This window comes from Bradyrhizobium sp. (genome assembly GCF_019242285.1).
Classification (GTDB): domain Bacteria; phylum Pseudomonadota; class Alphaproteobacteria; order Rhizobiales; family Xanthobacteraceae; genus Bradyrhizobium.
Genome location: NZ_JAFAVV010000539.1, coordinates 1 through 12,803 on the forward strand (window position 1 = coordinate 1; position 12,803 = coordinate 12,803).

The following is a 12,803-nucleotide window of genomic DNA, read 5'->3' on the forward strand; positions in this document are numbered from 1 at the left end:
AATCGCGAGGCACGCGAGCGCCTGCTCGCGTCGTTCGAGATCGTCAACGACCATTTCAAGCGGCTGTTCGTCGATCTGTTCGGCGGCGGCGAGGCCGCGCTGCACCTGATCGAGAGCGACGATCCGCTGGAGGCCGGGCTCGAGATCATCGCCAAGCCGCCGGGCAAGAAGCCGCAGACCCTGTCGCTGCTCTCCGGCGGCGAGCAGGCGCTGACGGCGCTGGCGCTGATCTTCGCGGTGTTCCTCACCAACCCGTCACCGATCTGCGTACTGGACGAGGTCGATGCGCCGCTCGACGACCACAATGTCGAGCGCTTCTGCAACCTCCTGCACGAGATGACCGGCTCGACCGAGACGCGCTTCATCATCATCACCCATAACCCGATCACGATGGCGCGGATGAACCGGCTGTTCGGTGTCACCATGGCCGAGCGCGGCGTCTCGCAGCTCGTCTCGGTCGCGCTCGACGAGGCGGTCAAGATTCTCGACCAGCACGTGGCGTGACGTTGCCTGTTGGAGGGTGACGACATGGTCGCCCCCTCCCTCCCCGCCGAGCTGAAGGCCTCGCTGGAGGCAAGCCTCGAGGGCATGTCCCGCAACGACGTGGCCGCGCGCGCCGACAAAATCTCCAAAAATTATCGCGAAGGTGGCGGCTCCAATGTCATCGCCTCCGAAGCCGACGCGCTGGCCTACGCGCTGGCGCGGATGCCCGCGACCTATGCCGCCGTCGCCGCGAGCCTGAATGCGCTGACCGGGGCGAGGCCCGACTTCGCGCCCGCGACGCTGCTCGACATCGGCGCCGGACCGGGCACCGCGAGCTTTGCCGCCGCGGAGGCGTTTCCCTCGCTCACCGCCTTCTCCCTGTTGGACGCCAACAGCCCGCTGCGCGCCCTTGCGCTGCAGCTCGCCCGGGGCCAGCCGCGCCTGGCGCAATCGCATTATGCGCAAGGCGACGCCTTCAAACTTGCTGCCGCGGCCGAGCCCGCCGACCTCGTCATCGCGAGCTACATGATCGGCGAATTGACCGCGACGGAACGAACCAGGCTCGCCACGCTCATCTGGGCCAGAACCCGTGACACGCTGGTCATCGTCGAGCCCGGCACACCTGCGGGCTACGCGCGGATCATCGCGCTCAGAACGCAATTGATCGCGGCCGGCGCGCATGTCGCCGCGCCCTGCCCGCATGACGGCCGCTGTCCACTCGTCCCGCCCGACTGGTGCCATTTCAGTCAGCGCCTGCCGCGCTCGCGCGCGCACCAGGCGATGAAAGGCGCGGACGTGCCGTTCGAGGACGAGCGCTTTGCCTATGTCGTGCTGACCCGCGCCCTGCCTGCTCTGCGTCGCTCGCGCGTGTTGGCCCAGCCAGCGGTCGGCAAAGCCGAGATCGCCGCAAAACTTTGCACCCCGGAGGGCCTGCTCTTCACAAAAGTTCCCCGCCGCGACAAAACAGGCTATGCCGCCGCTCGCCACTGGCGCTGGGGCGATGCCGTCCGAATGGGGCGTTGAACTCCGACCGTCTTGCGGCCGACCAAGGAAAGACCCACCTCGCGGGCGGCAGGCGCGTGCCCGCTCGAATGTCGCCTCACCAGGAGTTCGTCCATGTCCGGCTGGATCATCCTCGGCATCATCATCGTTCTCGTGATTGTCGCGTTCAGCGCCTACAACCGGCTGGTCGCGCTCGGCCAGCGCGTCAACCAGGCCTTTGCCGACATCGACGTCCAACTCAAGCAGCGCCACGACCTGGTCCCGAACCTGGTCGAGACGGTAAAGGGCTATGCCGCGCATGAGCGCGGTACGCTGGACGACGTCATCAAGGCCCGCGGCGCGGCGATGTCGGCGCAGGGACCGGCGCAAGTGTCTGCGGCCGAGAACCAGCTCTCCGGCGCGCTCGGCCGCCTGATCGCATTGTCGGAATCCTATCCGGACCTCAAGGCCAACACCAACTTCCAGCAATTGGCGGCCGAATTGTCCGATCTCGAGAACAAGATCGCAGCGAGCCGGCGCTTCTTCAACAACGCGGTCCAGGAATACAACACCGGCATCCAGCAGATGCCCGCCGCACTGTTCGCCGGCATGTTCGGCTTCACCCGGAAGGAATTCTTCGATCTCGGCGCAAGCCGCGCGGAGGTCGAGGCCGCCCCGGCCGTGAAATTTTAGCCTCCCGCGCTCCCGGTCGGGCAGTCCACCATGGCCGCGTACGGTCTCTACACCCACATCGCCGCGAACCGGACGCGTTCGATGGTGCTGCTGGGGGGCCTGTTCCTGTTGGTCTATGTCATCGTCTTCGCCGGCGCGCTGATCATCGAGGTGATCAGTTACAATGGCGCGTCGGCGGAATATTACCTGCGGGTCGCACTCAGCGACGTCATCCGCACGCTGCCTTTTTCCACCGGCGCCGCCGCGCTGTGGATCGTGATCGCCTATTTCTGGCACCAGCGGCTGATCGATGCCGTCACCGGCGGCCGCGACGTCACGCGGCAGGAGCAGCCCAGGCTCTACAATCTCCTGGAAAACCTCTGCATCTCGCGCGGCATCCCGATGCCGAAGCTGAAGATCGTCGACAGCGAGGCGCTGAACGCCTACGCGACCGGGCTCAATCAGAAACAATACGCCGTCACCGTCACCTCCGGGCTGCTCAACGCGCTGAACGACCAGGAGATCGAGGCGGTGCTCGGCCACGAGCTCACTCATATCCGCAATGGCGACGTGCAGATGATGGTGATCGCGGTCATCATCGCAGGCGTCGTCGGCTTCTTCGCCGAGCTGCTGTTCCGCATGTTTTCCAATTTCGGCTATTACGGCGGGAGCTGGGGCCGCGGTGGCTCCGGCAGCGGATCGTCCTCTTCCTCCTCGTCCTCCGACGGCAGCAGCGACCGCAAGAGCTCCGGTGGCGGCGCGATCCTCATCATCCTGCTCGCGGTCGCGCTGATCGCGCTGGCCTGGGCGCTGTCGCAACTGGTGCGGCTCGCCCTGTCCCGCTCGCGGGAGTTCCTGGCCGATGCCGGCTCGGTCGAGCTGACCAAGAACCCGGACGCCATGATCTCCGCGCTGCGCAAGATCGAGGGCCGCGGCGAGCTGCCCGGCGCGACCTCGGCGGTGATGGAATTGTGCGTCGACAATCCCCGCGAAGAATTCGCCGACATATTCGCGACCCACCCCTCGGTCGAGGCCAGGATCGACGCCCTGGTGAAATATGCCGGCGGTCGCTATCTGGGTCCGCTCGCGTTGCCGACCCCGGCCGATCAGCCGGGGACGATCCCAGGTCAGCCGGAAGACCCGCGAGCGCCGCCTCCGCTGCCCGCTCCCTGGACCCCTCAGGCCGGAGATGCCCAGGTCCCACAGGATACCTCCGAGGGCCCTTGGGGCACCCATCCGGCGGGCCCTTGGAACAGCCGTTAGGCAACATGGGCCGCCAGGAGCATCGGCGCCGGCTGGGGTTGAAGATACCCACATCAATGGCGATGACTGGACATCTAATAAATTGAATTCCCCCTTGTTTCTGCCATGTTCGCGCCCAAAGCAGGGTCCGGACATTCTTTCGCGGTCGCAACATGCGGCTGAACACGCGCTAAGGGGCTAACATGGCAAAGCCGGCAGTGATCGTGGTGGGTGCAGACAAGGGCGGGGTCGGCAAGACGACGGTGTCGCGCACCCTGCTCGATTATTTCAACGCCAATGGGGTCGCGACCCGCGCCTTCGACACCGAGCACCCGCGCGGCACCCTCAAGCGCTTCCATCCCGATATCACCGAGATCGTCGACATGACGGCGACCCCGGACCAGATGAAGATTTTTGATACCCTGAACACCGTCGCGCCGTCGGTTACCGTGATCGACGTCCGCGCCGGCCTGATGTCGCCCTCGCTCGCCGCGCTGCGCGACATCGGCTTCCTCGATGCCGCCCGCTCCGGCCAGATCACCTTCGCGGTGTTCCACATTCTCGGCTCCTCGATCGCATCGCTCGACGAGATCGCCGAGACCGCTAACTTCATGGTCGGCGCGAAATATTTCCTGGTGAAGAACTTCATCAACAACACGAGCTTCTTCGAGTGGGACCAGTCGACCTACAGCGCCTATTTCAACCGGATCAAGGACGCGACCGAGCTCACCATTCCGAAGCTCAACGAGATGGCGTTCGAGCAGGTCGAGGTCTCCTCGGTGCCGTTCCTGAAGTTCGTCGCCAACAAGGGCATCAACGACGAAGCCGCGAACTACTCCTTCGTGCTGCGGGGCTACGTCCGGCACTGGCTCGCCAATGTCTGGAGCGAGTACGACCGCATCAAGCTGACCGACATCGTCGGCTCGGCCAAGCCGGCGGTACGCGCGAGCGGCGAAAAATAATCTGGGACCCGGGCCGGAACGGTCTGGAAAGTCGGCCGAATTTCTCCTGATATAAGGGGAAATGGCCGTCACGCCCGTCTTCATCGTCTGCTCGCCCCGCCCCCATGTCGGGAAGACCGTCGTGGCGCGGCTGCTCAGCGAATTCCTGCTGTTGAAGAACGGCGACATCACCGCGTTCGACATCAACCTGCGCGAACCCTCGCTGCTCGACTATCTGCCCAACGTCACCGAGACCGCCGATATCAGCGACACCTACGGCAAGATGGCGCTGATGGACCGCGTCATCGTCGACGACGCCATGGCCAAGGTGATCGATCTCGGCTTCCACGCCTTCGAGGAGTTCTTCACGATGGTCGAGGAGATCGGCTTCATCAAGGAGGCGGCGCGGCGCCGCGTTGCGCCGCTGGTGCTGTTTCTGGCCGACATCGACCGCGTCTCGGCCCGCGCGCACCAGACGCTGCGCCGGATCATTCCTCCCGCCCAGCTCATCGTCGTCGACAACGAGCACGTGGTGCGCGGCGAATTGCCGGCGGCAATGGCGGAGGAGCGCGTGATACGGGTTCCGGCGCTGCCGACCTTCCTGAAGACCTATATCGACCGTCTGAGCTTCTCCTTCACCGACTACCTGCGGCAGGAGCCGGATTCGTCGACCGAGCTGCATCAGTGGATCCGCCGCAACTATTTTCACTTCCGCGAGCTCGAGCTGAACCTGATCCTGCAACGTTGATCCGCGATCAGTGCCCCTCGAAGGTCATCAGCGTCCGCACCGGCACCTCCATCGCACGCAGCTTGGCCGCGCCGCCGAGATCCGGCAGGTCGACGAGGAAACAGGCGGCCACCACATTGGCGCCGATCTGCCGCAACAGCTTGATCGCGCCCTCGGCGGTGCCGCCGGTTGCGATCAGATCGTCGACCAGGATCACCCGCTCGCCGGGGGGAACCGCGTCGACATGCATCTCCATCTCGTCGAGGCCGTATTCCAGCGAATAGGCGATCCGCACCGTCGTATGTGGCAGCTTGCCCTTCTTGCGGATCGGCACGAAGCCGGCCGAGAGCTGGTGGGCAATCGCGCCGCCCAGGATGAAGCCGCGCGCCTCGATGCCGGCGACCTTGTCGATCTTGGAGCCGGCCCAGGGATGCACCAGCTCGTCGACGGCGCGGCGGAAGGCGCGCGCGTCGGCGAGCAGCGTCGTGATGTCGCGGAACATGATGCCCGGCTTCGGATAGTCGGGAATCGCGCGGACGGTCGACTTCAGGTCGAGATCAAAGGTCATCGTTACGCTCGCTCTCTCCGTGTCGTCAGCTCAATTCGCCCCCAGCCGAAACGCGTTCTCGACGATGCGCAGGCCGACCTCTCCGGACAGCGACATCAGCGATTCCGGGTGGAACTGCACGCCGCCGACCGGCAGGCTCCTGTGCTCGATCGCCATCGCCACGCCATCCTCGGTCGACGCGGTGACGTCGAGCACCTCGGGCATGCCGTCGCGCTCGACGAACAGCGAGTGGTAGCGGCCGATCACGATCTCGTTCGGCAGGCTCCGCATCAACCGTCCGCCCTGGACCTGCACCCGCGACGGCCGGCCATGGGCGGGGTGGCCGAGCTGGCCGAGCTGGCCGCCAAAATATTCGCCGATCGCCTGCAACCCCAGGCAGACGCCGAACACCGGCAGGTTCTTCTCCAGCGCAGCACCGATGGTCTTCCTGATCGCAAAATCCTCCGGCCTGCCCGGTCCGGGCGACAGCACCAGAAGGTCCCATTTCCTCTTCGCGAGCATGTCGAGCGCATGCACGTAGCGGACCACGGTGACATCGGCGCCGACCTGGCGGAAATAGTCGGCCAGCATGTGCACGAAGCTGTCGTCGTGGTCGATCAGCAGCACCTGCTTGCCGCTGCCGGTGGCGTCGGGCGCGGTGCTCGACAACGGTTTTGGCGGATCGCCGCGCAGCGCCTGGAACAGCGCGGCCGCCTTGACCTGGCATTCGCGATCCTCGGCCGCCGGGTCTGAATCAAACAGGCAGGTGGCGCCGACGCGCACTTCGGCGAGGCCGTCCTTCATGCGGATGGTGCGGATGGTCAGCCCGGTGTTGATGCTGCCGTCAAAGTTCACGCAGCCGATCGCGCCGGCATACCAGCGCCGCGGCGAGCGCTCATGGTCCTCGACGAACTGCATCGCCCAGAGTTTCGGCGCGCCCGTCACCGTCACCGCCCAGGCATGGGTGAGGAACGCGTCGAGCGCGTCATAGCCCGGCCGCAGCATGCCCTCGACATGATCGACGGTGTGAAACAGTTTCGAGTAGGTCTCGATCTGCCGGCGCGCGAGCACCTTGATGGTGCCGGGGACGCAGACCCGCGCCTTGTCGTTGCGATCGACGTCGGTGCACATGTTGAGCTCGAACTCGTCCTTCTCCGAGTTGAGGAGCTGGCGGATCTGCTCGGCGTCGCCGATAGCGTCGACGCCGCGCGCGATGGTGCCGGAGATCGGGCAGGTCTCCACACGCCGACCGTCGGAGCGCACGAACATCTCGGGCGAGGCCGAGACCAGGAATTCGCCGTCGCCGAGATTCATCAGCGCGCCATAGGGCGACGGGTTGATCCGGCACAGGCGCTGGAACACTTCTGCCGGCGAGCGCTCGCACGGCTCGGCGAACAGCTGGCCCGGCACCGCCTCGAACAGGTCGCCGCGTGCGAACGCCGCGCGCGCGGTTTCCACCGTCGCCTGGTATTCGCCGGGCGCATGGTCGGCGAAGCCCTGCCGCGGCGTGTTCGCATAGACGCTGTCCGCGCCGTCGCGCGGCAAGCCCTCGGTCGATCGGCCCTTCCAGGCGAAGTCGTAGCTCACGACCACGCCGCGGCCGGTGGCGCGGTCATAGGCGAGCAGCCGGTCCGGCACGTAGAGCACGATGTCGCGCTGGTCGGCTTCGCGCGCGCGCTTCTGCACGATGTCCTCGATCTGAAACACGAGGTCGTAGGCGAAGGCGCCATAGAGGCCAAGCAGCGCGTCGTCGCCCATCGCGAAGGCCGCGACCAGATCGCGCACCAGCGACATGATGCTGGCGCGCCGGGTGCGCTGGTCCTCCTCCACGGGCGCCTCCCCGCGCAGGATGTGGCCGGCGAGCCGCGTCGCCGACTTTTCGGTGATGACGGCGCAGGGCTCGGAGAGCGTGTCGGCGAGGAAGGCGATCAGCACCTCGCCGCGCGCGTTCAGCGCGGTGAGCTGGAAATTCACACCGGCGCTTTCCAGCACCAGCGGCGGATCGGCAAAGCCGAGATCGAAGCTCTCGTAGCGGCCTGGCACCGTGGTGCCCGAGGACAGCACGACGCCGCGCCGGCGGTCGAGCAGGTCGATCAGGGTGTCGAGCCGGCTGGCGCCGCCGGTGAATGGCTCGACTGCGCGTGTGATCGCAAGGCCGGCGCGCGTCCGGGTGTCGCTCTTGGCGGGAAGCGAGAAGACGGTCCTGTTCATGTCGTTCCTCTTGGGCTCCTCTTACGGGACTTGCCGAGGGAACGCCACACAGGACAAACGGAAGGCCGCCGCGCTGCGATGGCGGCCCTTCGACGATTTGAATTGGGAAAATCGCACCGGCCACCTGTTAGGAGGTGGGCCACCAACGACGGGCTGGGGGTGAGGGGGTGCGCATGGGTTGCGTACAGACCATGACAACCGTGCGGCGTCAAGGGCGCCGGCGCCATGGACGAGGAGGAAAATCGGCGTAGGATTTGGGCAACCGGCGGATCGACCCAAAAGCCAAGGAAGCAACAAGGAACAACGAGGAAAACACCAGGGAGAACCACCATGCTGCGGGCACTGGGATATGCCGGGTTCGGATCGGACGCGCTGGAGGACTGGCAGCAGTTCGGCACCTCGCTGGTCGGCTGGCAGGCGGTCGAGCGCGGCAATTCGCTGCTCGCCTTCCGGATGGACGACCGCAAGCAGCGCGTCGTAATCGACCGCGGAATGGGCGACGGCACGCGCTTCTTCGGCTGGGAGGTCGAGGACGCCGCTGCGCTGGATGCGCTCGCGGCTAAACTCGAGGCGGCGAAGGTGAGGGTCGCGGCCGAGCCGCAGACGCAGGCCGACGCGCGGCGAGTGCGTGCGCTGATCTCGTTCACCGATCCTGCCGGCAACCGGCTGGAGGCGTTTCACGGCGCCGAGATAGACGACACGCCGTTCAAGCCCGGCCGCTCGATCTCCGGCTTCCGCACCGGCGCGCTCGGCCTCGGCCATGTCGTGCTGACGGTCGAGCACATCGAGGCAATGCTGCCGTTCTATGTCGACCTGCTCGGCTTCCGCCTCTCCGACTACATCGAAAAACCGTTCCGCGCCTACTTCTTCCACGTCAACCCGCGCCATCACTCGCTCGCGCTGATCGAGACCGGCAAGAACGGGATGCATCATCTGATGGTGGAGATGTGCGCCCTCGACGATGTCGGGCAGGCCTACGACATCGCGCTCGCCGAGGAGCGCGTCAACGTCACGCTCGGCCGCCACACCAACGATTTCATGACCTCGTTCTACGCGAAGACGCCGTCGGCGTTCCTGGTCGAATGCGGCTGGGGCGGCCGCGAAGTCGACGTCGCGACCTGGCAGCCGGTCGAGATGCATCACGGTCCGAGCCTGTGGGGCCACGAGCGGACGTGGCTCGACGACAAAGGGCGCGCCGCCGCACGCGAGATGCGCGCACAGGTGGTCCGCGACGGCCTCCGCGCACCGGTGCAGGTGATGGAAGGCAATTATCACGTGATGGCCGGCACCTGCGCGTGGTGGGACGGGATGAAGGGGAGTTGAGCGCCCTGCCCTCGTCTGCTCTTCCGTAACGCCCACTGTCGCGGCGAACTCGGTTCACCTCTCCCCGCCGGGGAGAGGTCGATTTGCGCAAGCAAATCGGGTGAGGGGCCGCAGCAAACAATGATAGCGCGCGCAAGCACCGGCAGAGAAACACCAGTTACTTCGGATTCAACGGTTCAAAGAACAAGACAAGCTGCGCGTCACCGCGGCGTGAAAACGCCCGGGGCGATGCTTTGACGTGACCCTCGAAACAAAGAGGGCGCAGGGAAGACCGGGTGCCCGTCGCACCCATGGTCCGCGTGCAACGTGGGTAGCACGCGGTACTCACCACAGGTACGGACGGATCAACCGGCCTTCCCTGCACGACGGTGTTAATAGCGTATTCCGTACTCTCCCCGGGGATCGGGCTCTCTTGCCCCCGTCGCTCGCGGAAGTGTTATGCCGCCGCCCGGTTGGGCTGTCACGGCCTTCCGCGATCTTGGCGCCAGCGTCGAGGCGTCAGGACCATACGGCTTAGCCGTCCGCGGATAGCGCCGTCGTCTGCACAGCCGTATGACTCACAAGTCCTCGCGGACCCGCCCTGTCACCGACACCGCGCCGACGCTGCCCGCGTCCATCGCATTCCATCCCAACGTCCGTGACGATCGCGATCCGCCCCTCAAGCGGAATGGAACAAAACGGGAACATATAGATGGAATCGGGGGCAGTCAAGCGTGGAGTTGCCGAACCGAACTAAACGTAGTCGAAATCAACTTCGCTACGCTCTTCTGCGGCAACGATCTCCCCATCGGGATGTTCAATCGCGAATCGGAAATGAAACCCCATCGCTTATTGCCGCGATCCCTTGACTATTGGGCGGACAAGCCGGCCTCGAAGGTAGAGGCTCGATCATCTCTCCCGGGTGCTGCCAACTCGGATAACGAAACATCCTTGGTAGGAAATCTGCAGGAGGAACGTACCGATCAGCGGCCTCACCCAAAATTGGCTGGATTATCAGCCCGCCGCGTCCAAGCAAAAGCACGGCATTTTTCGTTCTAAAGAGACCATCAATGTGTAGGTGTTTAGCTGAAGATCGAATGAGCTGGAAGATCGGAATTCCGCTTTCGTTGACCACCTCGATAGCACGTTCACTGGCGTTTACGTCCCAGTTCGGCGCTAAGAGGTTAAACCTGCCAGCCCGTAACGAAAAAGCTTCATAAACTTGGCCTGGCGCAAACAAACTTACATCAGCGGTGAGAAGTCCATCCTTTATATACGGCGAGATAACAGGTGTTTGGATTCCCCCGCGCGAGAAGGAAAGAAACGGATATGGTTCACCCTTATTGATGTGATCAAGGAGTCCCGTTATCGGCGCAAAGTTCATACACCCGATAGAGAAGATTGGATGCGCGTCCGTGTTCTCCGAAAAGATGGGGGACGATCCGTGGGAAGGCGCTGATGCAGAATAGAAGTTGTTGATCGTCCCGGCGACTTGTCCCCCGGAGACTGCGCCCGTTACTACATTATTATTACCACTCACCGTCATCGAAGGCGCAGAAGATGGGGCAACAATAGCAGATTGCAGGCCTAGGAGCGTACGGCCCTTCTCCACAATAGCGCTAAGATTTCCCATGAACGTGGCAAAAGCAGCGACGACAACAACCAAAATTCCCAACGTGCTCGCGAACCATTTCCGCTGGCGTACGAGCCATCTTTTCGCAGTTTTGGCGTCCAAGCATGATCCTCCTCTAGAGGTGCACCATCCCTGACACAATTCTTAATTGATTAGAAGGCGCCCATTGCCGTTGCCCACCGAGGGAGTGAGCGAACTCGTGGTTCGAACTACACGTTGTCCGCCACGACCGACCAGAAGGCAAAGCATGAGAACAATAGCAGCTCGTCGTAGGATGGGTAGAGCGTTCCATTCGCCGATGCTTCGGCAGGTCGAGGCTAGAGCGAAACCCATCATTCTCGTCGGCGTTGATGGGTTTCGCTCACAGCGCATGCTGGTTCAGCTCTGAGCAAGGAGTCGCTCTACCCATCCTACGAGCTGCTTCGGCAGCAGCGCGCGTCGCGCCCCCTCACCCGGCGCTTTGCGCCGACCTCTCCCCTTGTGGGCCCCGGCGGGGAGAGGTGAAACCGTGCTCGTGGCGGGCGATCCTGCTACCAACGCCCCTCAGCCCCACACCACGCTCAGAATCCGCACGATCGCGTAGATCGACAGCAGCGGACCGATGATGCGCAAGAGGCGGCCCCAGCGGGCGTGCCAGGCTTCCCACTCGTCCTGGCGGGGACCCTCCGGCACCGGGCGGAACGCGTACCAGCACGCGATCAGGCCGCCGGCGAGCATGATCCAGGAGCCGATGGTTTGCGCGAGGAACATCGTGGCGGCCTTCGTTCGATCAGACGGGTGTTTTCGGTGCGACCGGCATAGGCCGGATCAGGAGGGAATTGAAGCTCGGTGCCGCAGGCTGGCGCCGATTTCATGACGGCCTCGCGGCAGCGGCGTGCAACATTTGGCTGGAGAAAGGTCTGGTTGTTTCAGGCCGCGCTCTCGCCCGGCTTGGTGTCCTCTGGCCTCGGCAGGCCGAGCCGCGCGAAAATCTCTTCCGCGATCGCGAAGGCGCGGTCATAGACCCTGGCGCGCTCGACGAAGAAATGGAAATAGCCGGCCGGCGTCTCCGGCTCGATCTCGATCAGCTCGACCTGCTTGAATTTCGGGTCGGTGAGGTGGCCGGCCGCGATCAGGTCGTTGATGCGCCGCATCGCATCGACCTCGGCCTTGTAGCCGACCGAGAACCACATCTCGTAGCTCCAGTCCTGCACCTCGAACCAGTTCTGCGGCATGCGGCCGACCCAGCCATTGGCGAGCGGGCGGGCGACGAAGACGCGGTCGAAACCGTGCAGCTCGGAGACGATGCAGGAACGATGATAGGCGCCGTCCATCCGGCCATCGGGCAGGCCGTTGAAGCCGTAGAGCGACAGCCACAGCGCCGACCGCACCGCTTCCGCCGTGATCGGCCGGATCGGGCGCTCGGCACGCACGTCGGAGACGTAGCGCCGGTCGTAGGCGCGCGCGCGGCAGGCGAGCTTGGCCGCATGGCGGTTCGGCAGCGCCTTCTCCGAGGGCAGCAGCGCCCGCGCGGCGTCGTTGCCGTAGAGCACGCCGTCGCCGGACGTCGGATCGTAGCTGTTGAACACGACGCCGATCGGGCTCTCGTTGAGCGCGTCGGCGGCGTTGGCAAAGTCGGCCTCGGTGCGCACCGGCACATATTGCTGCGCCGGCAGCAGCCGGTCGGCCAGCATGTGGAGCGGGTCCTTGCCCCAATAGGGCCTCGCCAGCCGCGCCAGCGCTTCGCCATAGGCCGGCCGGAACACGCCGGGATAGCCGAGCGCGACGATCTTCGCTTGCGACAGCGGCGTGTCGTCGCCCGCGGGCGGCAACAAATGCGCGCGCGGATCAACGCCTGCGAGCCAGTCCGCCAGCACCAGGATCTGGCCGCTGGTCGCGGTCACGAGCTCGGGCCTGACGTCCCATCTGGTGGCGGCGGCGAGAAAGCCTGCGCCGTGGGCGTTGAAGCCGCCGAGGCCGGCGAGTGCGAAGGCGACACGCATGCGAAATTCCACGGCGGAGGTGTTGCGCGACCGCTACTGTAGATTGCAAAAATGGCGCAAATCAAGCGAGCGAGTAAAGCTG

At 64.8% G+C, this 12,803-nt stretch carries 12 protein-coding genes; 7 read left to right on the forward strand and 5 right to left on the reverse strand.

Annotated features, from left to right (window positions below; genetic code table 11):
- The 6 genes from JOY90_RS21560 to JOY90_RS21585 all read left to right on the forward strand — a co-directional run.
- Window positions 1-504 (forward strand): AAA family ATPase (locus JOY90_RS21560; protein ID WP_291693132.1); only part of this gene is annotated, 504 nt, incomplete at its 5' end.
- 24 nt (window positions 505-528) lie between these two features.
- On the forward strand, window positions 529-1,506 hold the full coding sequence (locus JOY90_RS21565; RefSeq protein ID WP_291693133.1) for a small ribosomal subunit Rsm22 family protein: 978 nt from the start codon (window positions 529-531) through the stop codon (window positions 1,504-1,506).
- A 93-nt stretch (window positions 1,507-1,599) separates the two neighbouring features.
- A complete protein-coding gene (locus tag JOY90_RS21570; protein ID WP_291693134.1) occupies window positions 1,600-2,157 on the forward strand; it encodes a LemA family protein in 558 nt (185 codons plus the stop codon).
- A gap of 30 nt (window positions 2,158-2,187) precedes the next feature.
- Window positions 2,188-3,399: a M48 family metallopeptidase gene (locus JOY90_RS21575; protein ID WP_291693135.1), complete on the forward strand. Its 1,212-nt coding sequence runs from the start codon at window positions 2,188-2,190 to the stop codon at window positions 3,397-3,399.
- Window positions 3,400-3,581: 182 nt separating this feature from the next.
- Window positions 3,582-4,340 carry a hypothetical protein gene (locus JOY90_RS21580; RefSeq protein ID WP_291693136.1) on the forward strand — a complete coding sequence of 253 codons (759 nt, stop codon included), beginning with the start codon at window positions 3,582-3,584 and terminating at the stop codon, window positions 4,338-4,340.
- Between the two features lie 61 nt (window positions 4,341-4,401).
- Window positions 4,402-5,067, forward strand: a complete 666-nt coding sequence (locus tag JOY90_RS21585) for a hypothetical protein (protein ID WP_291693137.1) — start codon at window positions 4,402-4,404, stop codon at window positions 5,065-5,067.
- Between the two features lie 7 nt (window positions 5,068-5,074).
- Here JOY90_RS21585 and JOY90_RS21590 read toward each other — a convergent pair whose 3' ends face one another.
- Entirely contained in the window at window positions 5,075-5,614 is a 540-nt protein-coding gene (locus JOY90_RS21590; protein WP_291693138.1) for an adenine phosphoribosyltransferase, read from the reverse strand.
- A gap of 30 nt (window positions 5,615-5,644) precedes the next feature.
- Window positions 5,645-7,804 (reverse strand): anthranilate synthase component I, encoded by a 2,160-nt coding sequence (locus JOY90_RS21595; RefSeq protein ID WP_291693139.1) that lies wholly within the window; start codon window positions 7,802-7,804, stop codon window positions 5,645-5,647.
- A 330-nt stretch (window positions 7,805-8,134) separates the two neighbouring features.
- Between JOY90_RS21595 and JOY90_RS21600 the strand changes: the two genes are divergently transcribed.
- Window positions 8,135-9,127, forward strand: coding sequence for a VOC family protein (locus tag JOY90_RS21600; protein WP_291693140.1), 993 nt, complete (start codon window positions 8,135-8,137; stop codon window positions 9,125-9,127).
- A gap of 796 nt (window positions 9,128-9,923) precedes the next feature.
- On the opposite strand, the gene JOY90_RS21605 is transcribed toward JOY90_RS21600, so the two are convergent.
- From JOY90_RS21605 to JOY90_RS21615, 3 genes are all read right to left on the reverse strand, one after another.
- Window positions 9,924-10,841 (reverse strand): hypothetical protein, encoded by a 918-nt coding sequence (locus JOY90_RS21605; RefSeq protein ID WP_291693141.1) that lies wholly within the window; start codon window positions 10,839-10,841, stop codon window positions 9,924-9,926.
- A gap of 441 nt (window positions 10,842-11,282) precedes the next feature.
- On the reverse strand, window positions 11,283-11,489 hold the full coding sequence (locus JOY90_RS21610) for a hypothetical protein (RefSeq protein WP_291693142.1): 207 nt from the start codon (window positions 11,487-11,489) through the stop codon (window positions 11,283-11,285).
- Between the two features lie 158 nt (window positions 11,490-11,647).
- A complete protein-coding gene (locus JOY90_RS21615; RefSeq protein ID WP_291693143.1) occupies window positions 11,648-12,721 on the reverse strand; it encodes a hypothetical protein in 1,074 nt (357 codons plus the stop codon).
- Window positions 12,722-12,803 lie beyond the last annotated feature (82 nt).